A 26,409-nucleotide genomic window follows, 5' to 3' on the forward strand; every position below is an offset into this window, starting at 1 on the left:
AGCTATCAGTCCTGTGGTTATAAGACCTGACCCTATCTCTTTAAAATTCTTCTTATTTTGTTTTTCAACTTGTAAATAAAAGGCCTTTTTCTAAAATTTTCAACAGCTTTATTGTATCCTGATTTTTGGTATGAATTCCAAAAGCTAATTCTGTCATCTATAGAATAGCATGGTGTAGGTTCATACAATTGTGGTTGATTTACTTGTTCAGGTTTCACTTCTACTATAGTTAAACTTTCTTTATTTATATTTTCAAAGATTCTTTCTCCCTTTTCGGTATTAATTAGTACTGCCGATACACCTTTATTGTCATCAAAATTATCCAATACCTCTTCAATTCCCCAAAAATCTCCTAATGTTATATCTCCTACTCTATTTTTATTAGCAAATTTACATGAATGGCATACAGGTTTTGAAATTATACTGTCTAAGAATAATTGATAAAATTCATCACTTTTAGAAGAGTTTATATATGTTGCACCAGTTTCAAAATCTAATTTTATATTTGTAATTGCTTCATCATTTTTAAATCTGAAGTTAACATTTTTAATTTTTGACTTGTATTCTTTTTCAAACTTATTTATGTATTCCTTAAAAATTAGTGGACTAGGTGTACCGTGACATATTATATCGCAGGTTATTAAACCAGAAATATCTTTCCCTTCCAAAAAAGTTTCCAACCCATAAATTTGACAAGGTGTTCCACTATATAAAACTAGTTTTTTTTCATTTAAATATTGTTCTACTTCCCTATATGTATTTTTTGTATTGCTTTGTAAATACTTAGATCCACTAAATAATTTACATTCTTCTAAACTTTCTGCCTTATCATGAATAACAGAAAAATCATTATCAAATTTTGCTCCAAAAACTATGCCTTTATTGTCTATAACAAATTTTGCCAATGCCCTAAACACTCCACCTGAACTACTACTTTTTCTTATTTCTTCATCTTTATTTTTTATAGCATATGCAGCCTTTATAAAATTTTTATTATTATCTCTTTTCTTTATTGGACATACCTTTACACATAGTTTGCATCCATTACATAAACTTTCATTAATTTCAGGATGTAAAAATCCTTCTTCGTCTTCTGCCATACTAATTGCATTTTTAGGACATATATTTTTACAACCTCCACAACCATAACACTCTGTTTTTGAATTATAAACATTTTTCATTTAAAGCACCTCTTAAGAAATCAACAGATTTTTCTCTTTCAATTTCCAGCTTTTTATTCACAGTTTCATAATTAATATTAGGTTCTAGTTTATCATTAATTGAAAATATATCCCTATTAATTCCCAGTAAACTCTGTAATGAACTTGTTCTACATCCATATGCTTTATGCGGAAAACAATAATACTCTTTATTAAATATTATTGAAAAAGCAGTTCCATGAAAAGATACAGTACAAATAACTTCAGCATATTTTATTAAGCCTAGAAATTCTTTTGGACCTGTAGAATTTCGTACATTTATCATTCCATCTATATTTTTTGAGCTTAGTAATATTATTTTCAAATTTCTTTTTTTTGCAATTCTTTTAGCATAATCATAGATTAATTGATCTTCATCAAAGGCATAAATCAATAAATATTTATCATCCTTAGGCCTTACTGCTATTTTTCCCCATTCTTCTGACTTCAAAAGTAACGAAGGATCTAAAACATTAACTGCTTTTACTTTATATTCATTATTTATGTATTGTGATAAACCATTTTCTCTTATACCTATATAATCAAATTTTTTTATAAGCTTCCCTATTTTTGAATATAGTTCTTTTGGAATTTCATTTCTTCCATTGCTAGCAGCATATGCAATTTTTATTGCATCATTTTTTACAAAGTTGCAGAAATACACATCTTCAAATTCTCCAGTTAGAGATTCATTCCAAATCTGGTCGCTTCCACAAATATAATAATCATAAGTTAACTTTTCCAGCTCTTTTTTATCTCTATAACACTTTTGGGAAATTCCTATATCATTTAACATAAATTTGTGGTACTTCATAGCTTTATTTTGGGGATTATAATAAAATTTTAATAGTCGTTTGATGAACTTTAAATTTCCTTTTAGTACTCCAAACCTTTCAATTAAAAAATTATAATTTTCTATTCTACTCCATTGATCTATATATTCTAATCTATAATCTATTACTTCACTATCATATCCTAATTTTTCTACTTTTTCTCTTAAGGCATATGCTTGCAACATTGCACCATAATTGTGTGCCATATGGAAAGTTAAAATGCCCACCTTTTTATTGTTCATTTTAATAATTCCTCCACTGCATTTATTGTGTTTTTTAACTTATTATCTTTTGTTTTATTTATTAACTTTTCTTTATATTCTTTGATAATTCCAGGTTTCTCTAAAATTTCTTTCATCTGCTTATACAACCCTTCTTCAGAATTCTCTACAATTATTCCGTCTGTTTTTTCATCGAATATTTCTGCAGCCCCCGGACAATTAGTCATAATAACTGGAACATCTAGAGTTAATGCTTCCTGAATTGCCAATCCAAAACTTTCACTTATTGAAGCACATATAAAGCAATCTGCTTTTTTTACGTATGGATATGGATTTATTTTATCTCCCAAAAAAAATATACTATCATTATTGTTTTCATCAACCAAATCTATTAACTTTCTTTTATATTCCTTATTATTAGTACCACCTATAATATAAATTTCAAAATCATATTCCTTTATCAACTTGTTATAAACTCTAATTATTCTTTCTATTCCTTTTTCAACACATAATCTTCCGACTGTAATAAAAGTTAATTTGTCGATTGACGGATAAAAATCAACTTTTTCATTGGATTTATCCAAAATCATATTTGAATCTATTGGATTATATATAACGTTTAAATTTCCCGGATCACCTATTTTTTCTATAATACTGTTTTTTACCACATTTGTTACACATACTACACTAGAAAAAGTTTTCATACATTTAACCTCATTAATTGCATTTCCGAACACATATTCCGTCCAATATAAATCATGGTAGTTAACATGTACCCATCCAATTTTTCTTTCTATATTTAGCGTGGATACAAATTTCATACTTTCTCCTTCTTTTATAGAAATTGCAATATTATATTTTTCATTTTTTATTTTCTTAATTAATTTAGAATAAAGAATTTTTTTCAATATTCTGTTCACTTTCTTTATTATGTTTGATTTATTTTGCACATTATCAAAAAAATCCATATGCATATACTTTATAGTGTTAGGGTATGTTTCATAAAATCTATTATCTTTTATATCTGTTAAAATAGTTATATCGTATTTATCGGCGGGCAAATTAGTCGCCATATCAAACATTACTTTTTCTACTCCGCCACTTAATAACTTATCGTTAACAATAAGTATATTTTTTTTCATTTTTTTACTTCCTTTAATTTATTTATAACTATATTTTTGAAAAACACTCTTTCCTTTTTATCTAAAACAACAAAAATATTAATTAAACTACCAATTCCTGCAGAAGTACAACCATAAAATACCAGCTGCATCCAAGAAGTAATATTTACCAAAGAATTAAATAAAACACCACTTATAATAATAACTAAAAAAGCAATTATGCTTCTACCGATATCCGGGAAAAACGCATACCATTCCAATTCCAAACATTTTGCTCCAAATGGCAAATAAAAAAATATCGATACAACTAATGAACCTATTAAGCTAACACCAGCTATAGCATATAACCCTAAAGACGTATACTTAACAGCAAATAATGTAATTAAACAATTTACTACACCATACACTAACATAACTTTAGAACTTGTCTTTACTCTATTAGCTATTGTTATTATTGAATATATCGGTTGTAGTGGGCCAGTTATGCAACTGTTAACAACAGTTAATATTGATAAAACCTGAATTAACCCTGCATCCTGAGTTGGAACCCACAATGAAAAAAATTCATATCCAAAAGCAATAAGTGTAGCATTACTAATCGCAGTAGTCATAGAAATAAATTTCATAGATATTTTTATTTGCCCTACTAATTCTTGTTTTTGTTTTAATGCATATAATTTTGTAAGATCAGGGTTAAAAATATTAGCAAGTGTTGAATTTAACAAAATTATTACATTTGGAACTGTTTTAGCTATAGATAATACTCCCATTTGAGTTGCTCCAATTAACACATTGGACATCAACAAATCCAAACCTGAGGTCAATATCTGACTTAACTTTGTAATAACATTCCAAATTCCAACTGCCAATAATTCTTTTATTTTTGATATCTTAAAGTATTTTTTGTCTAAAACTACTTCAGGTAGATTCTTATTTTGAAACTCTATATTTTTTATTAGAGAATATATAGATGCTAACAAAACAGCTAAAACTGCAAAAATAATTTTTGGTTTAAAGCATAAATACAAAAAAATTATAACTACTGCTTTTAATAATGTAGACTTTATAGCTATTACAGAGCTTTTATCCAATCTATTTCTTATAAAAAACCCTATTGTGTACATTGATGTAAATATACTTATCCCAAAATTTATAAAGACTATTGCAAAAGTCAATTTTACTTCGCTAACTAAATTAGCAGGGATTTCAACTATTCTTTCCAGGTAAACAGTCAAAATTATTGCTACGCTTAAAAGTAGTGATACTAAGAATATATTTGCAAAGAAAGTTGAATTGTAATATTCATTTGCTGATTTTTTATCATCTCTGAATAAGTTTATAGCAATAAATCTACTTGCCATTGCATTTAATGCAAGTGTCATTAATGATGCGTAATTCACAAAATCATTAGCCAAACTAATAAATCCAAATGCTTCACTTCCCAATCTTCGAACAATATATGGTGTTAACAAAAAGCTTATTCCCATTTGCACTGTAAATGCTATGAAACTCGCTATTAAATTAATCATTAATCTCTTTTTATTGTTCATTAATTATGTGCCCCTTTTGCATTTTAACTCATTATAAAAATATTTGTTTCATTAAATACGCAATTGATATTTTAATTTAGTCTGTCCATAAAATATATTTTAGAACTATTATAAATGACATCAATATTTAATCCTTTGAAATTGGAATAATGCTTTTAATAAATAAAGAGACATTAATAAAAATTGCATTTTTAGTCTGCTTGCAATTACTGAATAAACACGTAAAAACCACAGTAAATTTACTATTGTAATCTAGGTATCATCTTAATTTACCCAACTTTATGACGCTTGCTATAAACAATATTAACTACTAAGATTTATGTTAAACACTTCGTTTTTCCACGTTTCCCTTTATTAACTTTATCGCCTTATAGTACATTTTAAAAGCAATATTCATTACATCAGGCATAATACAGCATAACTTATACCGAATTTTTAAATTAGAGTTATAATTTCCTTCTCGAAGTTTTAAGTTCAAAATTTTAAACTGGCTCAATAAGTCTTGATCATTCTTTAATTCATTATTCATTTTTTTATATTTAACAATCTGCAAATAGATGTATATAGCAGTTTTATATGTTTTATTCCTCAATTTAGTTAATCCAACTTCATTTAAGAAAGCTGCTCTTTCAATAATAGCATGGGTTGCATAAATTCTGTTACTAACATTAAACCCAACTCCCGTGATACTATCTTTTCGTTGCCAGTAATATAACATTTGTTCCGTAGTAAAAACAACCTTTTTTGCCTTAAATAATAAATGATGAGCAATATACTCATCCTCATGAACTTTACCAACAGGATATCTGATTGTCCTAAACAAATCCTTATGATAGATCTTTCCCCACGCTACAACTAATGGAACGTAAAATTTTCCTGTCAATTGTTCCAATGCCTCAATATTTGAAAACTCATGTATCTCTATGTTTGATGTATTTAGAGAAATGTCCTCCCTTGATGTACGAATGAAATTACATGCAGCTATGTCTGATTCTGTGGAAATAAGTAGATTGTATAACTTTTCAATATACTCTTCATGAACCCAGTCATCACTATCAAGGAATGTTAAATACTCTCCTGAAGCAATTTCAACTCCTGCATTCCTTGCATCCGAAAGACCACCATTTTTCTTATGGATTACTCTGACTCTTCTGTCTATTTTGGCAAATCCGTCGCACATTTCACCACAACAGTCTGGTGAACCGTCATTGACCAATATGACTTCCAGATTCCTGTAAGTTTGTGCCAGAACGGATTTAACACATCTATTTAGATACTCTTCTACCTTGTATACTGGTATAATGACACTAACTAAATTATTCATTTTATCACCATTCTCTATTTTGAATAATCACACAAATAATTTATAGAAAGTATATTTAATATGACTTATAAACCCCTGCTAAATAAGTTTCTTTTAAGAACTTTGTCCATTTTATATTTATTCTTATCGGACATATGACTTGCATAAATAACATCAAAAACCTTCCATAACTCATAAAATGTCTTTGATAACTTTGAATGGAAGAAATTATTTCTATTTAAAGTTTGATAACAAAATAACAACTTGATATTGCAAAATTCCACTTTTTGGCTAACTTCTATATAATTTCAGTCCCTGCATTAATCAACAATCATATATTTCAATTCGCACTATTTTAAAGTCTATATCCATGGTTATTATATTTGCCATTTGTAATAATTCCTTTTTTCAATGATATAATATGGTGCACATACTGTCAAGTCATATACCTAGCAGATTTGGACAAACAAATAAATGCGCATTTACATATATAGCTTTTAATTATTACGTAAGCCTTTCCACTAATTTCTTAACGTGACTTTTAAAAGTAAAGAATAAATAAATTGACAGATACTGTTTTAGATAAATCAAGGTGATAATAATTTTATATTGAATTCCTAACTTAGGTTTAAATCTAAGACTATTCTGAACCTGATTATCTGTGATTATCTCTTTGATTTGGATTACTTTATTTCTGAACGAAAGTTTACTATTGTTATGAAATAGGTTATTTAAACAGCAAAAAATACTCCTAATATAGTAGAATCTTATATTAACCTCATTTTCCATTGACATTTTATCATTCTCATGCAAAAACTGATAAAGTTTAGAAAATAATATTTGTTGAATACTAAAAAAATCCTTTTTATAGTTTAGCATTAATGAACTTTGATTATGATTGATGTAATTGTAATAAACTTCTTTAGTTATATATATCCTCGAAGATTTATTAATCACTTCGAGATTGAATATCAAATCTTCGCCTATGCTTATATTCTCGGGAAAACTTAATCTATAACCTTTTATTAAACTGGCGGAATATAATTTATTTACAGGCGAGTTAACAATTAAGTTATTTAAAAACTTACCAAAATTATTTACAAAATCATCCTTGGTAAATTGTCCCCAAAAAATTGGTTGGATTTCTTTTGAAAGAAATCTATTTTTGCCTCGTATTTGCTTAATTCTATATCCGCAAATAACCAAGTCAATATTTTTTCCCATTAATTGTACTAACCTTTTGGTCATATTTTCATCGATGGTATCGTCTGAGTCTACAAACTGAATAAAGCAACCTGTTGATACTTCAATCCCTTTGTTCCTTGCAGCAGACACCCCTTTATTTTGTGTATGTATAACCTTAATACGATTATCTATTGCACAAAAGTTGTCACAAATACTTCCGCTTTTATCCGTAGAACCATCATCAACTAGTATAATTTCGATATTCTTATATGTTTGCTTTATTAAACTATTTATGCAGTTTTCAATATATTTTTCAACGTTATATACTGGTACAATAACCGAAACCATTCCTACATCCATTTGAACACCTCTTTATACTTGATGAATTTATTGTATACATTTTTGTGCGAAATGTATCTAAAAAGCATAACAAAATAGGTAAACATCAGTTTGAATCTAAAGTTATTCCACTGAATAAACTCTTCATGGAAAAGCTTTAAAAATCTACCATTTTTAAAATAACTAGTTATTTTATCATAGATTCAAAAGCCGAATAATTTTTCAAGTTTGAAATATTAAGTTCCTTTAATGTATAATTATTGAGCTTGTCCTCTGAGAAACCTTTTGACGCTGCTTTCATAAACATAATTTTTATTGTCTGGAAAAATATCTTCAAATCCATTAAGATAGAATAATTTTTAATATATAACAGATCAAACCTCAGTTTATCCCGCGGAGTTGTAGTATATTTGCCCATAACCTGAGCTAATCCGGTTATACCTGCTTTAACAGCCAGTCGGTATTCAAAGTTTGGAATATCTTTTGTAAACTGGTCAATAAAGAATTTACGTTCGGGCCTTGGTCCAACAATACTCATTTCTCCTTTTAATACATTAAAAAATTGAGGAAGTTCATCTATCCTTGTGGCCCTAAGGAAAGCCCCAATAGGTGTGATTCTTGGGTCTCTTTCCGACGCAAGTACAGGGCCTGTCATTTGTTCTGCATTAATTACCATTGTACGAAATTTATACAAATTGAATTCCTTGTTCCAACGAGTAGTCCTTTCCTGTGAAAAAATCACAGGTCCACCATCATATAATTTTATAATAATATATGTTAGAAGCATTATTGGTAAAGATATAATAATACAGATTAAAGAAATAATAATGTCAGTAATACGTTTTATTAGCTGCTGTTCAACTGATAGCCCCAGTTTATCTACGCAAAATACCGGTAAATCATCAAATTGAGTAAGCCGGGCATTAAACATAGCAATTTCAAAAAGTTCAGGAATTATATAGACATTTTTGTTTAAAGCCATACATTTTGTGAGGATCTCTTCCTTTTGGATATTGCTTAGTTCTGGGCTTATAATTACTGCATCAACATTTTGTATTTCATCGTTGCAAAAATCTTTTTCAATATTTATGAGGCATTTCACTTTAAGCCTGCTCAATCCCTTTTCCAAAGCCTTTATAGCCACTGCAAGAGTTTCTTCCCCAACTCCAATAATAGCTACATCCTTAGGTTTATTAAATATAGGAAATGTCTTAAAAACCACCATCTTCCATATAAGTAGTAAAACAATTTGAAATATAAATGCAATTACAAAAGTAATTCTCGGTACATTAAATCCCTTTACAAAAAAAATCATAGCCACAGATGATAGATCTACAAAAAAGGCAGACAGAACTACTGAAAAGATTGTGTCTATAAAAGGTTTTTCTCCACACTTGAACACACCATAAACACTAAAGAAAATAAAGGAAGCCAAAGCAACCAGAGGTATTACTTCAAAATAAGGTTTGATATTTATAAACTCAATCCCAAAAAAGTAGTTATACACAATATACGCCAGATTGAATCCCAAACAAACAAGTGTAACATCGATAAAAGCCTGCACTGAAGAAAAAATTCTGCTGTCCCTCTTCATGCTTCTTCTCATCGTATCACCTCCAATGGTATATTAATTCTGTATTTGTAGATTTTTTATCAGTTATTTGTATTTACTGCATTAACCTGATCATTAAGATTTCGTTTTTCCCTTAAAAAAAGACTGTATACCAATTTTCTCAAGCTTACCGGAAGTAATCTTACCAAACCACGTGTTACGATATTGTACGTGAGTTCTAAAACTGAAATAAAATTGAGCTTTAATAATTCTTTTTGAAATCTTACCTCATTTATAAATACATTAAAGCCTCCCCTTCTTTTAAACATTGATGTACCAGTCCTTACATAAACCAAAACCTCAGGAATATTAACAGCTTTATGATTTTGAATAAGCATTCTAACCCATAAATAATAATCCTCGTACCATAAAAAACTCTTGTAATTTCCTGCTATTATAACAGCACTTTTCCTGAACATTACAGTTTGGTGATTAAAGGGATTTCTATATCTTGCTTTAGTTGCTATATCACCAAATTCGCAAGGAACTTTTCTAATAGACGTTATTTCATCAATCCTATTTTCAAATTCTGCAATAAATGACCCTGTAATATCAATTGAAGTATCTTTCTGCAAAACGCTCATCTGCTTTTCAAACCGAAGAGGCAAGCAAACATCATCTGAATCCATACGTGCAACTATTTCATATGTACAATGTAGTAAACCGATTCTTAAAGCCTCCCCTAAACCTACATTCTTTTCTAACGCTATAATTCTAAATATGTGTGGATATCGGCTTGAAAATTGACTGATTACTTCCTCAAGTTCGTTTGTAAGTTCTCCATCCTTTACTAATACTACTTCACTTGGCCTCAAGGTTTGTTCAAAAACGCTGTTTAGTGACTGTTTCAAAAAATCCGGGTTTTCCTTATAGTAAATTGATATAAGTACCGAAAATGTATTATCCTTCATAGTCTTCCCACCTTTTTTATCTTTAAAGACAAACTATCAATTCACTAAACCTCTACGCTTTGATATAAAATTCCTCTAGATTACTTACTTCTGACTTAATTTCATAACCGCTTTCTTCTATTTCTTTTTGGCAATTCTTTCTGTTATACCCGTTATAATATTTTAATATCTCGTCTGCCCAATATTCTGTGGAATTCTCCAGCGAAATAAAAGTGACCAAATCAGTAATTTTGGCTTCAGAAGGTATACTACTAGAAGCAAAACATTTTAATCCTGCAGCCTGTGCTTCTATTAATACTATACCAAGACCTTCATAGAGTGACGGTAGAACAAATACATCCATCCCTTGAAGAAGTAAAGGGATGTCCGATCGCACACCCATAAATATTACATTTTTATCTAATTTCATCTCGTGCACCTTTTGTTTTACTTCTTCCTCTAAAGGCCCTTTACCAATAAGCAATAATACTGAGTTACTCTTTCGGTTTACTATCTTTCTAAAGATATTAAGTAAATATTTATGGTTTTTTTGAGTTTCAAATCGTCCAATGTGACCAATTACAAATTTCCCTTCCAACTCCAAAACCTGTCTGATCATCTCTCTGTCTTTTTCATTATAAATAAATTCAGATGAATCAATAGCATTATTCAATACATTGTAACCTCTTGTGTTTATGATCTTTTCGCCAAAATAAAATTTTGCAGCAGCATCTGAACACGAAAAAAGCCTATCGGTATACTTGAGCATTAATTTCTTTGATTCTTTCTCTATAAATCCTTTTATATTTCGAGGAACATTAGTATTATGAGCATGTGCTATACAACACTTCACACCATATTTTTTTGCAATTTTTAAATACATAAATGCTGTTGAAGTTAGATGCCCGTGAACAATCTTGTACTCAGAATGCTCTTTAAAAAAATGTTCTAATGATTTTCTATAAATAAAATAGTTATGGGGAACCGTTTTCGGCATAATAAAAATCTTGCCCCCAAGACGTATTATTTCTTCGTCATAAGCCCCAGGTTCGTTGTAATGCACCAGAAAATCAAATTGCACCTTGGATCTGTCTATATTACGATAATAGTTCATAATCATCGTTTCCATCCCACCACGATTCATTTTTCCAACAACATGCAAAACTCGAACAGGCTCTATAATACTCACTCCCTTTTATTTACTTTATGTGGGGGGGGTAAAATTACCCAACAATCTCTCCAATATGCTTGAGATATAGGTTAAAACGTTTATCCCAGGTGTTCCCCGCAAGTAACTGATCAATATTTTCAAAATTCAATTTATAATCTATTAACTTAGCTTCAGATTCTATAAAAATAAATTTATCGTTTTTATATCGTTTTACCTCGGGAATTGGCGTGGAAATCACTGGTACACCAGCACCTAAATATTCAAAAAGTTTTGTGGGGTTTACACCTTTGGTGAACTCGTTAATTTTATATGGTATAAGCCCATAATCGATTTGTTTGAGGTATTTTGGTAATTCACTTTTAGGCACCTGTCCTATCATTTGAACATTGGAATAGTTGAATAACTTTTCTGCCGTCTTATCTACAATTCCACCAACTATCACAAATTCCAAATGTTGATTAATTTCTATCAATTTAAACAAGTAGTCATAATCTATACAATAATGTAAATTACCTATATAACCAATTTTTGTGGGGACATTACTTGATTTATCTTCTTTAGCTTTAATCAAATTGTGGTCATAGCCCTGTGGAATATAGAAAATTTTCTTAGCTGAAGTTTTATAATCATCATAAGTTGCCATATTGTCTACAATTACAACATCGGCTTCAGAAACTGCCTGTTTTTCCAACTGACGCATTTGACTGCTAATCTTCATATTGCTCTGACGTCTCTCTGCCAAATCTATAATTTTAAATTTTGATTTCTTAAAAAATCTATATATTGTTGGATTTATATATGTTGACCAAAAAAAGTTATTATCTGAAAGCTTAATTTTTCGTTTTAACAATTTATAATTCATAACAGAAGAAATAAGGTCAAATCTATGTATATACAGGGAATCAATAAACTTCATATTTGGATGCACTGCATTCCTATTATTTGTAGATACCTTTTTTTTGTGTCGTTCCAATACTTTGTTAAAAAACTCTTTTGAGAAAAAATTATAGCTAACAAGACCCAATGGAGAAAAAATATTGATTTCTCTATCAATTTCTTTTGCAAACCTATAGATCAGTTCATGCTGTCTTTCCCATGTATGAGACCACTGCTGGGCAGGAAAAAAAGTAAAACTTTCGTACTGCCTAAACATATATAACCACCTCTTAGTGAGTTATTAAAAGTTACTAACTGATTTTACCGATAAATTCTTTGAAATTCTTCTTTGTCTTAAGAACTTTGATATTAATACAAATCCATTCTGAGGCCTACTCGAAATAATATAAATTAAACCATACATCACATAAAGGTAAGATACAGCATGACCAGCAAGTGACATTCCATTTATAAGAAAAGGTACCATTACAACTAAGGCTTCAAAACTGGACTTTCTTAATATTTGTATCCAAAAAATACTTAAGAACAGTAATCCAACAACTCCTGACTCAATTAAAAATGCAATAATAAAGTTATGAGCACCTATACCAAAATACTGAACCGTATTGCCAAATCCTACTCCAAATAGAATATTGGTAACACTGGCATTTTTGTAAAAGTCAAAAGTTTTCTCGATAATATAAAATTTCGAAACAAAACTTCCATCTTTTGCAAAAAGCGTAAATACTAACAATGCAGCTAGTGCTAATATATTTATGGATACAAGATACATATATATCCTTTGTCCCTTTCTCATACTTCTGATGATTAAATTAAACCTGAATATAACCCAGAATACCAGTAATGCAACTATTGAAGCTCTTGAAGCTGTTAAAAAGCATAATACTAATAGTAAAAAAAGTGTTTTAAAAGACCTTTTTCCTGTTTTATGGTCAATATATAAAAGAAAAAAAAACATGGTTACAATAAATATTCCAACGAAATTTGAATCCTGATACATTATGCTATTAAATTTATATGCATAAAATTTTAAGTCTTCATTATTCATTGCTTTTTCACTGTAATTGAATACTGGATGAGTGATTCTCCAAAAAGCTTCTACCATCAGTAACAGTATAGAACATATGAAAAATCGGCTAATAATTATATACATTTTGGATACATCCATGCAATAACAAACGATAATAGTTAAAATCAAATACAGTATTGAAATAATCACATTAAGAATTACATTAAATTCTCCACCAACAAGTGCTTGGCTTATAAATAAATATATTATGTATGCAAATGATAAGCTAATAATTGAATTTTTAGGAAACTTACCAATTAATATAAATATAAACACAGAAATAAAAATTGCAGCACAAAAAGCAAAATATATAGGACTTAAGGCCAATTTAGTTATATAAAAACCTGAAAAAACAATTATAATATTAGCTACAAGATATCTCATTTAATTTATCTGCTCCTAAATAATAACTATACTATTTTGCTATTTTACTCCGTCTCTACTATATTATCCTTACTATAGTTTCTTTTCCAATACTCCATAAAAAAGACTACCACTAAACTCAAGATTAAAGCTGCTGCAAAAGCAATTAACAATTGAAATTTATATGAAAAACTAACATTTTGTGCAGTTGTAATCACTTTTATTGCATCAAATATAAAATATTTATTATAGTATTCATCAACTGTATCATTTGTAATATCAACCCAATTTTTTAATTTATCCGCAACATCCGGAATCATTTTTATTACCTGTTTCTCTGCGATAACCTTTTGAGATTGTGTAACACTGTCACTTTTAAATTTTTCTATTTCCTTTTGGTAATACTCAATATCGTGTTGAGCATTTTTAGATTCTACGCCGGAATTAGTATACCTTTCGGCAAGCTGGTTATAATAATCATCTGTTTTGTTAAATTCAAACATTCCTGTTTCACTATTCATATCTGCCGAACCAGGGAGCATCACCAAATTTTTATCCTTCTGGTATTTTCCCAACATATCAGATACAATTTTGGCTTCATCATCCTTTTTATTCTTCAGAAGCTCATTTTGCTTAATTCGATATTCATAAAGTTTTATAAGGTTATCCTTGTCTTTTGTAAGGTTATATGCCCCGATGATTGCATCCAATCTACCTATATCTGTTTTGTCTATAACATCAATGGTACCGATAATATCCGAAAATGATACGCCATGTTTTGTACTTCTGAAAATATCCCCATTCCTTTGTTTTAACTTTGCTGTGAGATAGTTTTCAAGTATATTAATCTGGTTATGCATAACCGCTGTTATTTCGGGATAATCATATTCATCATATTTTATTTTTCCGATAGAATTCGCAATTGCATTTCTGTCTGTGTATGTTTGAAAGAAATAATTTGCGTATTCATGTATAACCTCATCCAGTATACTTTTAGCTGTGCTTACGCTTATTTTTGAGTTTTTACTAACGTTGAAACTAACAATATATGTATTCGGGTAATAGACAAAATCTTGTTGATCCTTAATATTTTCACTTTTTGCTTGTTGAATTTTTTTTATTTTTTCAGAAATATCACCTGGAATAATAGGCTGTATATCTATGTTTGGCACTATGTTTCCGATATTTATACCTTTTTTATCTAATCCAATTTTTTTAATAACTTCATTTATAATAGAAGGTGACTTGATTATACTAACATCAAAATTCTTTCCATTAGGGTCCACTCCTTTTTCTATACCTTCAAAATTAAATGATATAATTGTCTTAGCAACAATTGGAGCAGTAAATTTTAAGTACCCAAAGACAACTGAAGGTATTAGAATAACAGCTACCACAATTATCCACTTACCTTTTAGAATGGTATTAATTATATCCCTTAAAGATATTTCCCCATCATCCTTTTGCTCAGTCTTTAAAATCAATTCAATTTTATCTTTTGAATTATTTATGTCCATTTTCTTCCCCCATTTGATATATTATTTCATATATCTTTTATAAATTTCCTTAATCTCATTTACTTCTTTCTCGGTCAAGCGTGAATAAACAATATTCTTTGCCCTTTGTTTTTCTTCTTCTGTTATACCACTCGTAATCATCCCTTTTAATTCATTTATATCATTAATTTCTAATTTACTTATAAGCATCAAGCTGACCTTCATTCTATCTGAAAAAGTAACACTATTCTTTATTTCTTTTAATTTTTTAACAGATATCACTTGTGCTTTGGTTGTTTGTTGCTTGGTATCATTTGTATCCCCTGTTTTTGGACTTGCATTTTTACTTGATGCATTATTACCGTTTTTACCAGATTGAGTTGAATTATTCAGAGGATGCCCATATTTACTTTTGCTGTCATCCTCCTTTTGCTCATCTGAAGAATTTTTGTTATTTTCTTCCTTACTACTATTTTTATTTAATTGCACTTGAATTTCATCATCGTTAATCAACTCATACGTTCCTTTATTAAGCTCTTCTTCAATAGCTGCTTCAATGCCCATATCAATTACCTTATTACTTAAATTATACAAAAATACACATGAGGATATTAAAATGATTAAAATAACTGCCGCACAAATAAAAAATACTTTTTTCATAGTTGCACCATCCCCTAAATATTCTCTTCCCCATGAGGTAATTCTAGATTAGTGAGTTTAAAGACGGGCAGATTTGCATCTGCCCATCTTTGAAACTATTAGTTATTATTGTACAATCTATAGATAACTGCAGCAGCCTCTGCTCTAGTCATCTTACCATTTGGATCTACTATATTTCCTGGTTTGCCTGATATTAAACCATATTTTACACAAAGTGCAATAGGCTTAACCGCATAATCTGCAATTGATGACTTATCATTAAAACCTACAAGCTTACCAGCATTGGATACTTCAGTTTCTTTTAATGCTCTTGCCATAATAACAGTAATATCCTGCCTGCTTATTGTTTCATTCGGGGCAAACGTACCATCCGGCCTACCCATTATAATACCCGACTTAACAGCAGATGCTATATATGTATAGTAACTGCTGTTTTTAGGAACATCCTTAAAGTTCGCAACAGCTGTAGGGTCTACCATATTCAATGCTATAGACATATACTTAGCAAACTCCGCTCTAGTTATATTGGCATTTGGCATAAATACATCCTGTGAATTTCTTCCTTCCACAATACCCTTTGCAGCTAATCCTTCTATATTGTCCTTAGCCCAATGATCAGCAGGTACATCTTTAAATTTAACAACATTACTTTTGATTACATATTTACTAAAGTGATCTGTTAAGAAAGTTACGGTTTTTAACTCACTGTCAAATTTTCCTGACATATTTGTTTCTTTTCCATTTACTCCAATATACATAACTGTAATCTTATCTGCATTTTCTCCTGCTTTAAGTGTATAAGGAACTTCTACCCTGATTTTATTCTGAAACTGGCTTAGCTGTTTTTGTTTCCCATTTGTATCTGTCATTGTTGCAGTTAAGTTAATTACTGTATTATTTCCTTCTAGTGTCTTACTTGCTTCGAGTGCAACGGATTTTGCAGAAGTCTCTTTCATGAAATTCGGCTCAACAGCCAATTTAGCTACCCCTGTTGCTATTTCCACCTTTTCTATACCCTTTGATTTTACACTGGTAAGAAGTAATGCAGGTAATTCAGCTTGTACATTATTTATTCCCTCTTTTACAGGTACATCAATTGTCACTTTTTTCTCTACTGTTTTATTAATACCGCTGTCTTTCATTTCTTTCTTTAAATCTTCAGCAACTTCTGCAGCTTTCTGAGCCTTTTCAATGATTGCTTTTGCTTTTTCCTCTGTAACTTGTGCAATTGCTTTATTTCCTTTCACATTTGCTACAACTTGCTCCTTGGAAACTTTTTCTACAACTTTTTCAGCAACCTTAACCAACTGGTCGGTTACTTTACGTGATTCGCTCCCTGCCATATCGGCACCTTCTGTCACCTTTACAACTGCTTTTGCAATACTGCTTACCATATCTATAGCTTTTTCAGGTGTAGTTATGTTTGATACCAGATCAACAGTTCCAGCAACAACTTCCTTAACCGATTTAGCTAATTTTTGAGCAACATTCTTGGTTTCAGCTGAAGCTAATACATCTGCGGTTCTATCAACTAATGCAGCTACCTGCATAGCAGCAGTAATTGCATTATCCTCTGATTTTACATTCTTGAGCATATTTGCTGTACTTGACAGAACATCTGCTGTTTTGTTCTGGATGTCAGTTTTCAATTCAGTACTTCCAGCAGCTTTTGCTACACTGTCAATATTATCAACAGACTTAATTACTGAATCAATGATCTGCAACGTTGAGGTTTCTGTTTTTGCTTTTCCAGCAACTACTGAAATTGAAGATAAAACATCTGATACTTTTTGAGCAACCTCTGCTTTTTGTTTACTATCAGCTGCTGAAAGTAAACTACCTGCATTATTTATCAAACTGCTTAATGAGTTTACGGCAGTAACAGCATTGGATTCTCCTGTAACACTTTTAGCAGCTTCGGCAATTTCAGCATATGTATTTGTAGCAGCTTTAATTATTTCTGTTTTTGAAGCCGCATCAGCTACTTTTTGTGTAATGTCAACTACATTGTTTATTGCAGCTGCAGCCGCCGCTAGATTGCCAGTAGTTGTATTTGCATCTTTATTTGAAATATTAGTCTGTATAGTATTTAGAGCACTTACAATTTTATCTGCCTGTTGGACTCCTATGCTATCCTGTTTAATTGTAGTGTCCAGTTCTACTAATTGACTGTTAATTACTTTATCTGCCGGAGGCGGTGTAGGTCTTGCTTCAACAGTAGGTTCTGCTATTTTGGTTGCCGTGGGTGTTACGGAAGTTGAAGCATTAACTGTTGGTGTTGCTGCTACTGCTGTTGGAGTTGCTGCTACTGTTGTTGGTGTTGCTGCTACTGCTGTTGGAGTTGCTGCTACTGTTGGTGTTGAAGATGCAGCTGGAACACCACCACCACCTGATGAATTACCGGATGTTGGTGTTGGTGATGCATATGGCGTACTTTGGAAATCTATTCCATTGCTAACAATGTATTTTTTAAAGTTATATATTTCATCGTTAGTATTTTTATTTATAAATTCCTCCAAGTAGTTCAGCAAAGTACCGAATGCATTAGGATCATTTGATGGAGAAGGTACATCCTCTCCTGTTATTAAATTTAATAGAAAATTTGCTTGATTTATTACATCTGTTGCCAATTCATTCATTGTACTGTTTTGTGCATCATAAACCAAATCAATCTTATATGGATTAATTGCATCATTTCTGCATATAGGTGAGTCAACACCAATCTGGGCCATTTTTATTGCATTGATCATAACATACAAGCCATCGTCGTCATTCATGTCATTTGCCAACATCATATTAACTGCTGTTCTGATTGTTGGAAATCCACTAGGTTCTATAGCTGTTAGTTGTGCAGTAACCATACTTATAACTGCTGGTTTTTTTGTATCGCTAATATTTGCAAATGTTTGTAGTGCCTCTTTAACCCCGCTTTTTTCCATTACTTTTAAGCAATTGATAGCATATGCTTCATCAACTAAACTATCGGATACAACACGAATTGATCCATCATAAATTTTTTGTAGAATGCCGCTAAACTGGTTCTTTTGAGCATCATCTGCATTCATTATACTTCTGAATACCTTTTGCAGCGAATCCTCACCTACCGCACTGCTGACTGGAGCTAGTGTTAAAATTATACACACAGCAACCAACACACTTAAAACCCTTCTACTAATACTCATAACATTATTACCCCTTTCATAGCATCATAAATTTTTATTATTTTTAATGCAATGCTAAATACAATTACTCCCACTTTTGAGCTTTTACTGTGTATTTCTTATTTATTTCCTTTTATAGGAAATCCACTAACATTTTGATAATTAATAGTGACACGCTTAATATCGTCAAAGCTTTTTAATAACTTAACAGTTTCTCCTCAATTTTATTTGTATTTTTTCAAGTAAGGGAATGAACCCTTTTGACAATAGGAGTAAGAGCTGAATATAAGAAGTAAAAAATTATTATAATTTCCTAGACATAAAAAAAAGCCTGCCCTTTTACAGGAAGGCTTCTGAATAGTTTCAATCATACCTTAGCTTCTTTTGTATAATATATAATACTCATCATCTGTGACAATCCTATAATTAATGTCTTTTCTAAGGTACTGATATAAATCATAATTTAAAGAAGGGTTAACCAGTATATATTGGAAGTCATACTTTTTAAATATTTCCTCATAATTCTCAGGATTTACCATTATCTCATCATAGTCCTTGAGCACTGTGCACCCAGAGTTGAATTGGGATGTATAAAGGTCCGCTCTTGAATCAATAAAAACCTTTATACCATTAAACATAAGAAATCCGCCATCGTCATAATCATTAAACAACCGGATATTCTTATAATCAAGGTTATTTTTTATATATTCAGCTGCTTTTACAGGATAAAGCTGAAATAATGTTGTTTGCCACATGCCTAAGACGGTTTTTATAGTAATGCCGGCAATAATAATAAGCACCAAAACTCCTGCGGCAGGCTTGGATTCCAGAACCCTTGCAGTCTTTTCTCCAAAAGTATTTTCCTCAGCTGCTTTTTTTGCCTTAATCCTTTTTGACTCTTTACCAAAATCAGTTCCTAACTTCTCCAACAATATCAATCCAACAAAAGTCATATAGTATGTGTAAAACCTAACAGCGTACAATGTCATTATTGTAAGTCCTAAAAACATAAGTATTGATTTTACTGTAAATCTCTTTTCAGTAAGAGCAAACTGTATAATAACAATAACGGTAACTATTATAAGGCTCAGGCTTATTATAGCACCTAAATTGGAGCCAAAGTTCGGTGATTTCCATTCAACTATATTTTTAGTAATTTCGGAATTGAACATGGAAGTAAAATAGAGTATTTTCTTTACACCATATGGGTTAAAAATACATAACGGAATCAATGGTATAAAAAACATCAACAGGGTTTTAAAAAGCTTGCTTCCATCTTTCTTAAAATATCCTAAACGGATCTTGAAAAAATCCGCTTTCACCAATGAGTCCGCCAAGTATGGTAGCATCAGTACAAAAAACATTGGAAATGCACCTATATGGAAATTGGCAAGAAGCACACACAAAACCGGTAAAAATAGCAGTGCTTTAAAGTTACGCTTCCTTAAATAAGTCTCAAGTATATATATCTCCAGTGCAAACAATAATATGGTAAAAATTTGCGGCCTGATTCTTATAAATGTATTTTGAAATAGCCATACCGATGCTATAGCAAGGAAAAGGGATAAATACCTTTTATTATCGCTGACAAGACAATTTATTTTATAAACAACAAATATTATTAAAGCTGCAACTAAAATCTGAAAAACATATAGACCGGTAAAACCAAAAAATTTATATATTAGAAAGAATACAACATCCGACAGCCATTGCTGTGATGAAAAATTCAATTTATGCATTGAAAAGGGATCAACGGTTGTAAACCCGTTTTCCATAATATCTCTTCCTACAGACAGATGAAAAAATGTATCTATATCAGTTACATGGGAAAAATTAAATGCCATTACAGCTGCTGCTATCCATAGTAATACAAATATAAGCCCTTTCTTTGCCTTTCCCTTTACACCGTTCATATCGGGTATATCATTAATAGTTTTCTTTTTCGGGTGGTTTTCCAAACCGATTTTAGCATTCTCATCCATACCCCAAAATCCCCCTAATAACATCATTTATTAAAAGTTCTTGATATTTACTTAGTCATGCTTTATCTTTTTTGAAATTAATTTTTCTAAAAGAGAAAAACTTTATGGCAGGATAGTTAAAAAACGTAGTCAATCCTATTGATGCAAGTCTTGTTAATGTCTCTGCCTGTTTGTCGGTAATAAAGCTAATATTCAGACTATAGTATGTAATCATAAGAATATTGGCTATTCCAGATGCTATTGCTACTGAAAAAACTAAAATCACAGCAAATTTAACAATCTGGCTGTAAATCTTTTCATCAAATGCTTTAAATGTAATAAGCCTGTTTAGTATAAAGCTTGATATACTCCCTGCCGTGAATCCAACCCAAATGCTTATAGTATAAAAGTACTTACCCGGAAAAGCTTGTCTAAATAGAAAACCTGTGAAAAAATTGAGAGTCGCCGACATTCCTCCAATAATAAGGAATACGATAAACTCCTTAGAAAGAAAAAGTTTTTTGACCTTTTCCAATGCAGTTTTTATCATTTTAATTACCTTTACCTTTAACCTAATTTTATATGGTGATTATCTGTCTGCGATAATCTTTATGTAAGCCTTTCTGCTTCTTGGTCCGTCAAATTCACAAAAATACACTCCCTGCCAGGTCCCCAGAAGCAGCTTCCCATTTTGTATAATGATTTGATCTGAAAATCCAAACAAACTTGCCTTAATGTGTGCAGCTGAATTACCTTCCATGTGCCTGTAACCATCATTAAAAGGTATGACCTTGTTTATTTCTTTCAGAATATCGGTCTTTACATCTTCGTCAGCATTTTCATTTATAGTAACTGCTGCAGTAGTATGAGGTATAAATATAACACATATACCTTCCTTAACTCCACTTTCACTGACAACCTTTTGAACCTGACTGGTGATGTCAATAAGCTGAGTCTGCATGTCCGTTTTTATGTTTAATGTAGAGTTCATAAATACCTCCAATATGCCTATAGATAGTAACAATAACAACCTATTTAATTCTCGCACAAAAAGTACGAACTTTCAATCACAAATTTAGCAATTATCAATGCTGGATAAACATTAAAGCCATATACAACACCTCACATGCAGAACAAAAACACACCGACCAAATTAAAGTAGCATTAATATGGACGATGTGTTTATATAATTTTCTAATATTTATTCATTACCTGCCTTTTACCGTCTCATAAGGCCAGTCAATTATTCCTCCCAGGTTATAAACATTCCTATAACCCATTTTTACAAGTGCCTCTGAAGCGGTTACACTTCTTCTGCCGCTTCTGCAGTATACAAATATATCTGCATTTTTGTCTGTGAGTTTTGATCCTGCATCCTTTTCTATTACGTCTACAGGTATCAGGAAGCTGCCGGGAATATGTTTTTCTTCATATTCCTCCTTAGTCCTTACATCAAGAAGCACTATATTTTTTTCACTATCAAGCCTTTTTTTAGCATCCTGGGGACTTATATTCATGTATGTTATATTTTCCATGCTATCACCTTTTGCTGCAGTATTATTATCCATTTGACTATCACTCCCAACCTTGCTGGAGCCACATGATACGGTAAAAACCAGTAACACTGTCAAAGCAATACCTATAAGAAATGTCTTCATATAGTATACCCTCCTAGAAAACATTATTTATGAGCTATGTAAACATAAAATAAAACGTATGTTATATTTTATGCCTTCCTATTCATAACATACCCCTTACAGGTATATCTTAAACCAAGTTTATAATAAAATAAAAAAACAGGCAATAATCACTACCTGGTTCAATTCACAGATTGCACCAAGAATATCTCCTGTAACACCGTCTATTTTACCTGACAAAAACTTGACAGTAATAAGTGCTGTAGCAATGGATAAGATACATAAGCCCATCCCATAAAACCTGTAGGCTATGCCAAAAATTATAATAGAAAAAAACAGCCCTAAAGCCAGCTGTTTCAACCCGCAGTAATCTACAAAAGATTTTCCAAGGCCATTGTTTCTTGCATAATTTGAAACAGATGCACCTATAAGAGTTGCTGTTCTGCCTGCTACAGGAAACAGTACCAACACCACTGACATATGTTCAGGTGGTATCTGTGACAAAAATCCGTAGTATAACAAAAGCACACTAACAATTGCCAACACTGCATTTGTTCCCAACCTGCTGTCTTTCATTATCTCAAGCATCCTTTCCTTTGGCCTGTTGGAAAAAAGCCCGTCAAATGTATCTCCAAGCCCGTCCAAATGCAGTCCTCCCGTCAAAAGGATATATTCTATTATAATAATAATTGAATTAATTGAGGCTGGAAATATAGACTCTGTAAAATAATAAGTTACAGCAAGTATCCCGCCTATAACAAGTCCAATTATGGGAGCAAATGCTAGCGCCTCTCCATAATCTTCCTCTGAAACATCTAAACTAATTTTAATTGGTATAGTTGTAAGAAATTGAATCATTAATACCAATCTCTTGATCACAATCACAATATCCACCCACCTGTAAATATGAAAAATAAGTATCTTATTAATAATTATCCTTTTATTTTTACCGGTATTCCCGATACACACAAATACACTTCATCTGCAGCTTTAGCAAGCTGTTGATTAACCCTTCCGGCCAAATCACGGAACACACGGCCTGATGGAAATTCGGGTACCACTCCCATTCCAATCTCATTGGTAACTAATACAAATGGTACATTGCCCTCTCTTATAACGCCTATAAGATTACCAATTTCCTTATTAACCATCGCTTCTATACTATCTATTTCTAAAATGGTCATGTTATTCCAGTCAGTGCATTCCTCATACATAATGTTTGCTACCATTATGGTTATACAGTCAAGCATAACTACATCCTTATCAGACATATGCGTATGAAGTATATTATCAAAATCCCTGAAAGCCTCAAGGGTTTCCCACGTTGAAGGTCTCTGCTCCTTATGTTTTTTGATACGATGCTTCATTTCATCATCAAAATCATTTGCTGTAGCTATATATAAAACCTTTTGCCCGGTTTTTTTGACTAGTTCTTCAGCAAAAGTGCTTTTACCGCTTCTCGCACCACCTGTAACTAAAATTAGATTTCCCATAAGCCTATCCTTCCCATCTTCATTTCATATGTCCATGTATCTCCATACTGCTATAGCTATTTTATCCTCTATAACAAAAAATAACAATAATGTTTATAATAAATTCCAAAAAAAAAAGCCCATAAGGGCTATTAGGGGAGTAAACTTTAACTTACTCATTATTATTATCGACAATAATTTAAGATACTTAACACTTATTTTAAAAATTTTTTTAAATTTTAGTATTAATCATATGAAAAAGTAATATGAATTTTTGAGATACTCAACATTCTGGGCCTCTGCACATTTTAACAAATGACTCTTAATTGATTTTAAGCCTTTGCCATTCTCGGTATAATCCTTTATAAGTCTATTAAACCTTCTTTTTTCAGCTTCCTTACAGTTTTTACCCAGATATCCCCATACATGCTGAGCTGCATTTATCTCTGCACCTTTATCCTCTGGCATATGTAAGGCTAATTCAATCTTTCTATAGAATTCGATTATATTCATAACCTTTTTGTCTTTCAAAAGTTCCCTTACCTCTTGATAAACTTTGGCTGACCGACTTAATACAAAATATTTATACTTTGCCCACTCCTCTTCAATATCCTTTATACTCGTTTTGTCACAAGTTGAATTAATACATTTTACGCAAGAAATATTTTTATCTTTTACCTCAAGCATTATGTCAATGCTTTTGTCGTTAAGATTGTTATAAAACTCCATAAACTCTTCTATATAAATTGTCTCTGAATGGGAACCCGCTGCTGCCCCTGTTTTTTGCTGGGAATAGTGTATCTTCTGTACCCCATCTTTCCCTTTCCACGTAGATGCACATATATCAATCCATTCCTTCTCAGATAGTTTTTCATGAGATGGATTCAATTTATTATGGAGATTGTCAAAAATAACAGGTATATCCAGAACCCTTGAAATACAAAGTGCATCCTCCAATGTATAATTTTTATCGTCATTTTCAATTACCATTCTTGCCTTTATGTTATCTGGAAGTTTTAAATAGTTTGATTTAAATACTTCTGCCGATTTTTCCTTATCGCCATATACTCCGCCTATGTGCAGTATTAACTTGTTACTTTCATTCACACCTAAAGCATCTAAAAATTTTGTATGATATATTAAGTCCGACACGGCATTATTAACCACTTCAGGTTTTGTGGAATTTAGTACGGTATATTGCCCTGGATGCATTGATACCCTCATCCCTGAATCAGCTATTTTTTGCCCAATTTCAAGCAACTTTTCACCATACTCATCCCACCATAAAAGCTTGTTTACAGGGTGTGATCCAAAGGGTATAATATCCGAGCTGATTCTGTAAAGCTTTATTCCCTTGGCAATGTTATAATCAATAGCTGCCATTAGTGCAGCAAGATTGTTATTGGTAATTTTCCTTAAGTTATCTAGTGTGGCATTACCAATAATGCATCGAGATACTTTTGTCCCCTCTACACCTATTGTTATACATGCATAGCCGATAGCCAAAATCTCATCTCCTTATAATTAGTAGTCTTAGTGGCCAAATGATATTATAGTATTACCCATTTTTACCGCTGCATAGCAGCTAAAATTTTAAAATAAAAGTTCTCCAGTTGAGAAAATTGTGATAAAATTTCAAGTTGAAGGATTTTATAAACCGTTAAGACAGATAAATATAAAGTGTTAAGATTTAATTATGAAAGGATGTGCTTATATTGAAAGTTTTTGTTATTCTAACAGATGGCTGTGAAGAAATAGAAGCTGTAAGTCCTATCGATATTTTAAGAAGAGCAGGAATTGATGTAACTACAGTATCAATAACAAAGAAAAAACAGGTCAAAGGTTCCCATGATATAATAATTGAAGCAGATGCAATGTTTGAAGAATGTGACTTTAAAAAAGGTGACATGCTGGTTATTCCCGGTGGACCTGGAACATCCAGCTATGGCATTCACAAAGAACTTATCGGTTTATTGACAGATTATTTCAATAAGGGAAAATGGATTGCTTCCATTTGTGCCGCTCCTACAATTTTAGGAAAACTTGGGCTTTTGAAGGGCAAAAAAGCAATCTGTTATCCAGGTATGGAATGTGATTTAGAGGGTGCAGCAGTTGAATATGATTCCAAAGTAGTGGTAGATGGCAACCTTATCACTTCAAAAGGCCCTGGAACAGCTGTTGATTTTTCACTTAAAATAGTTGAGTGCCTTCTTGGAAATGATGCAGTCAAAACACTTAAGGAGAAAATGGTTATAGGTTAGAAGCGTTT

The 26,409-nt window shown here is 31.3% G+C and carries 22 protein-coding genes; 1 reads left to right on the forward strand and 21 read right to left on the reverse strand.

All coding sequences use genetic code 11. From position 1 onward, the window contains the following. Positions 1-32: 32 nt before the first annotated feature. From Bccel_RS09980 to uvsE, 21 genes are all read right to left on the reverse strand, one after another. On the reverse strand, positions 33-1,181 hold the full coding sequence (locus Bccel_RS09980; RefSeq protein WP_036947056.1) for a Coenzyme F420 hydrogenase/dehydrogenase, beta subunit C-terminal domain: 1,149 nt from the start codon (positions 1,179-1,181) through the stop codon (positions 33-35). Continuing rightward, complete coding sequence (locus Bccel_RS09985; RefSeq protein ID WP_036947059.1) at positions 1,165-2,274, reverse strand: polysaccharide pyruvyl transferase family protein; 1,110 nt, start codon at positions 2,272-2,274, stop codon at positions 1,165-1,167. Before Bccel_RS09985 ends, Bccel_RS09980 begins: the two co-directional genes overlap by 17 nt. Continuing rightward, the gene (locus Bccel_RS09990; protein WP_036947062.1) at positions 2,271-3,395 is read right to left on the reverse strand and encodes a glycosyltransferase; all 1,125 of its coding nucleotides are present in this window, start codon (positions 3,393-3,395) and stop codon (positions 2,271-2,273) included. Before Bccel_RS09990 ends, Bccel_RS09985 begins: the two co-directional genes overlap by 4 nt. Next, complete coding sequence (locus Bccel_RS09995) at positions 3,392-4,924, reverse strand: lipopolysaccharide biosynthesis protein (protein ID WP_036947065.1); 1,533 nt, start codon at positions 4,922-4,924, stop codon at positions 3,392-3,394. The genes Bccel_RS09990 and Bccel_RS09995 overlap by 4 nt, the downstream gene beginning before the upstream one ends. Positions 4,925-5,246: 322 nt before the next feature. Next, the gene (locus tag Bccel_RS10000) at positions 5,247-6,248 is read right to left on the reverse strand and encodes a glycosyltransferase family 2 protein (protein ID WP_050753335.1); all 1,002 of its coding nucleotides are present in this window, start codon (positions 6,246-6,248) and stop codon (positions 5,247-5,249) included. A gap of 483 nt (positions 6,249-6,731) precedes the next feature. Then, a complete protein-coding gene (locus Bccel_RS10005; protein ID WP_050753336.1) occupies positions 6,732-7,772 on the reverse strand; it encodes a glycosyltransferase family 2 protein in 1,041 nt (346 codons plus the stop codon). Between the two features lie 166 nt (positions 7,773-7,938). Then, entirely contained in the window at positions 7,939-9,357 is a 1,419-nt protein-coding gene (locus Bccel_RS10010) for a sugar transferase (protein WP_050753337.1), read from the reverse strand. 47 nt (positions 9,358-9,404) lie between these two features. Further along, the gene (locus Bccel_RS10015; RefSeq protein WP_050753338.1) at positions 9,405-10,274 is read right to left on the reverse strand and encodes a glycosyltransferase; all 870 of its coding nucleotides are present in this window, start codon (positions 10,272-10,274) and stop codon (positions 9,405-9,407) included. Between the two features lie 52 nt (positions 10,275-10,326). Further along, complete coding sequence (locus Bccel_RS10020) at positions 10,327-11,442, reverse strand: glycosyltransferase family 1 protein (protein ID WP_152965974.1); 1,116 nt, start codon at positions 11,440-11,442, stop codon at positions 10,327-10,329. A gap of 34 nt (positions 11,443-11,476) precedes the next feature. Continuing rightward, the gene (locus Bccel_RS10025) at positions 11,477-12,577 is read right to left on the reverse strand and encodes a glycosyltransferase (RefSeq protein ID WP_036947068.1); all 1,101 of its coding nucleotides are present in this window, start codon (positions 12,575-12,577) and stop codon (positions 11,477-11,479) included. Positions 12,578-12,601: 24 nt separating this feature from the next. Beyond that, positions 12,602-13,474, reverse strand: coding sequence for a hypothetical protein (locus tag Bccel_RS10030; protein WP_160317709.1), 873 nt, complete (start codon positions 13,472-13,474; stop codon positions 12,602-12,604). Positions 13,475-13,818: 344 nt separating this feature from the next. Then, positions 13,819-15,270 carry a GumC domain-containing protein gene (locus tag Bccel_RS10035; RefSeq protein ID WP_036947074.1) on the reverse strand — a complete coding sequence of 484 codons (1,452 nt, stop codon included), beginning with the start codon at positions 15,268-15,270 and terminating at the stop codon, positions 13,819-13,821. A gap of 21 nt (positions 15,271-15,291) precedes the next feature. Then, positions 15,292-15,909, reverse strand: a complete 618-nt coding sequence (locus Bccel_RS10040) for a hypothetical protein (protein WP_036947076.1) — start codon at positions 15,907-15,909, stop codon at positions 15,292-15,294. Positions 15,910-16,007: 98 nt separating this feature from the next. After that, the gene (locus Bccel_RS10045; RefSeq protein WP_036947078.1) at positions 16,008-19,091 is read right to left on the reverse strand and encodes an S-layer homology domain-containing protein; all 3,084 of its coding nucleotides are present in this window, start codon (positions 19,089-19,091) and stop codon (positions 16,008-16,010) included. Between the two features lie 353 nt (positions 19,092-19,444). Then, positions 19,445-21,052, reverse strand: coding sequence for a hypothetical protein (locus tag Bccel_RS10050; protein ID WP_036947081.1), 1,608 nt, complete (start codon positions 21,050-21,052; stop codon positions 19,445-19,447). Positions 21,053-21,107: 55 nt separating this feature from the next. Next, positions 21,108-21,581, reverse strand: coding sequence for a GtrA family protein (locus Bccel_RS10055; protein ID WP_036947084.1), 474 nt, complete (start codon positions 21,579-21,581; stop codon positions 21,108-21,110). A gap of 39 nt (positions 21,582-21,620) precedes the next feature. After that, complete coding sequence (locus Bccel_RS10060) at positions 21,621-22,022, reverse strand: secondary thiamine-phosphate synthase enzyme YjbQ (protein ID WP_036947087.1); 402 nt, start codon at positions 22,020-22,022, stop codon at positions 21,621-21,623. A 217-nt stretch (positions 22,023-22,239) separates the two neighbouring features. Further along, positions 22,240-22,689, reverse strand: coding sequence for a rhodanese-like domain-containing protein (locus Bccel_RS10065; RefSeq protein ID WP_036947090.1), 450 nt, complete (start codon positions 22,687-22,689; stop codon positions 22,240-22,242). A 120-nt stretch (positions 22,690-22,809) separates the two neighbouring features. Then, positions 22,810-23,553 carry an adenosylcobinamide-GDP ribazoletransferase gene (gene cobS, locus Bccel_RS10070; RefSeq protein ID WP_081927390.1) on the reverse strand — a complete coding sequence of 248 codons (744 nt, stop codon included), beginning with the start codon at positions 23,551-23,553 and terminating at the stop codon, positions 22,810-22,812. A gap of 47 nt (positions 23,554-23,600) precedes the next feature. Further along, entirely contained in the window at positions 23,601-24,161 is a 561-nt protein-coding gene (gene cobU, locus Bccel_RS10075; RefSeq protein ID WP_036947093.1) for a bifunctional adenosylcobinamide kinase/adenosylcobinamide-phosphate guanylyltransferase, read from the reverse strand. A gap of 228 nt (positions 24,162-24,389) precedes the next feature. Then, positions 24,390-25,646: a UV DNA damage repair endonuclease UvsE gene (gene uvsE / locus Bccel_RS10080; RefSeq protein ID WP_036947096.1), complete on the reverse strand. Its 1,257-nt coding sequence runs from the start codon at positions 25,644-25,646 to the stop codon at positions 24,390-24,392. A gap of 209 nt (positions 25,647-25,855) precedes the next feature. On the opposite strand from uvsE, the gene Bccel_RS10085 reads away from it, so the two are divergent. Next, on the forward strand, positions 25,856-26,401 hold the full coding sequence (locus Bccel_RS10085) for a DJ-1 family glyoxalase III (protein WP_409372145.1): 546 nt from the start codon (positions 25,856-25,858) through the stop codon (positions 26,399-26,401). Positions 26,402-26,409 lie beyond the last annotated feature (8 nt).

It is taken from the genome of Pseudobacteroides cellulosolvens ATCC 35603 = DSM 2933, from assembly GCF_001262605.1.
GTDB classification, from domain to species: domain Bacteria; phylum Bacillota; class Clostridia; order Acetivibrionales; family DSM-2933; genus Pseudobacteroides; species Pseudobacteroides cellulosolvens.

Excerpts from the sequence above, each read along its gene's own strand:
- Bccel_RS09980 (WP_036947056.1), bottom strand. The coding sequence starts at position 1,181 with ATGAAAAATGTTTATAATTCAAAAACAGAGTGTTATGGTTGTGGAGGT.
- Bccel_RS09985 (WP_036947059.1), bottom strand. The coding sequence starts at position 2,274 with ATGAACAATAAAAAGGTGGGCATTTTAACTTTCCATATGGCACACAAT.
- Bccel_RS09990 (WP_036947062.1), bottom strand. The coding sequence starts at position 3,395 with ATGAAAAAAAATATACTTATTGTTAACGATAAGTTATTAAGTGGCGGA.
- Bccel_RS09995 (WP_036947065.1), bottom strand. The coding sequence starts at position 4,924 with ATGAACAATAAAAAGAGATTAATGATTAATTTAATAGCGAGTTTCATA.
- Bccel_RS10000 (WP_050753335.1), bottom strand. The coding sequence starts at position 6,248 with ATGAATAATTTAGTTAGTGTCATTATACCAGTATACAAGGTAGAAGAG.
- Bccel_RS10005 (WP_050753336.1), bottom strand. The coding sequence starts at position 7,772 with ATGGATGTAGGAATGGTTTCGGTTATTGTACCAGTATATAACGTTGAA.
- Bccel_RS10010 (WP_050753337.1), bottom strand. The coding sequence starts at position 9,357 with ATGAGAAGAAGCATGAAGAGGGACAGCAGAATTTTTTCTTCAGTGCAG.
- Bccel_RS10015 (WP_050753338.1), bottom strand. The coding sequence starts at position 10,274 with ATGAAGGATAATACATTTTCGGTACTTATATCAATTTACTATAAGGAA.
- Bccel_RS10025 (WP_036947068.1), bottom strand. The coding sequence starts at position 12,577 with ATGTTTAGGCAGTACGAAAGTTTTACTTTTTTTCCTGCCCAGCAGTGG.
- Bccel_RS10030 (WP_160317709.1), bottom strand. The coding sequence starts at position 13,474 with ATGTATATAATTATTAGCCGATTTTTCATATGTTCTATACTGTTACTG.
- Bccel_RS10035 (WP_036947074.1), bottom strand. The coding sequence starts at position 15,270 with ATGGACATAAATAATTCAAAAGATAAAATTGAATTGATTTTAAAGACT.
- Bccel_RS10040 (WP_036947076.1), bottom strand. The coding sequence starts at position 15,909 with ATGAAAAAAGTATTTTTTATTTGTGCGGCAGTTATTTTAATCATTTTA.
- Bccel_RS10045 (WP_036947078.1), bottom strand. The coding sequence starts at position 19,091 with ATGAGTATTAGTAGAAGGGTTTTAAGTGTGTTGGTTGCTGTGTGTATA.
- Bccel_RS10050 (WP_036947081.1), bottom strand. The coding sequence starts at position 21,052 with ATGGATGAGAATGCTAAAATCGGTTTGGAAAACCACCCGAAAAAGAAA.
- Bccel_RS10055 (WP_036947084.1), bottom strand. The coding sequence starts at position 21,581 with ATGATAAAAACTGCATTGGAAAAGGTCAAAAAACTTTTTCTTTCTAAG.
- Bccel_RS10060 (WP_036947087.1), bottom strand. The coding sequence starts at position 22,022 with ATGAACTCTACATTAAACATAAAAACGGACATGCAGACTCAGCTTATT.
- Bccel_RS10065 (WP_036947090.1), bottom strand. The coding sequence starts at position 22,689 with ATGAAGACATTTCTTATAGGTATTGCTTTGACAGTGTTACTGGTTTTT.
- cobU (WP_036947093.1), bottom strand. The coding sequence starts at position 24,161 with ATGGGAAATCTAATTTTAGTTACAGGTGGTGCGAGAAGCGGTAAAAGC.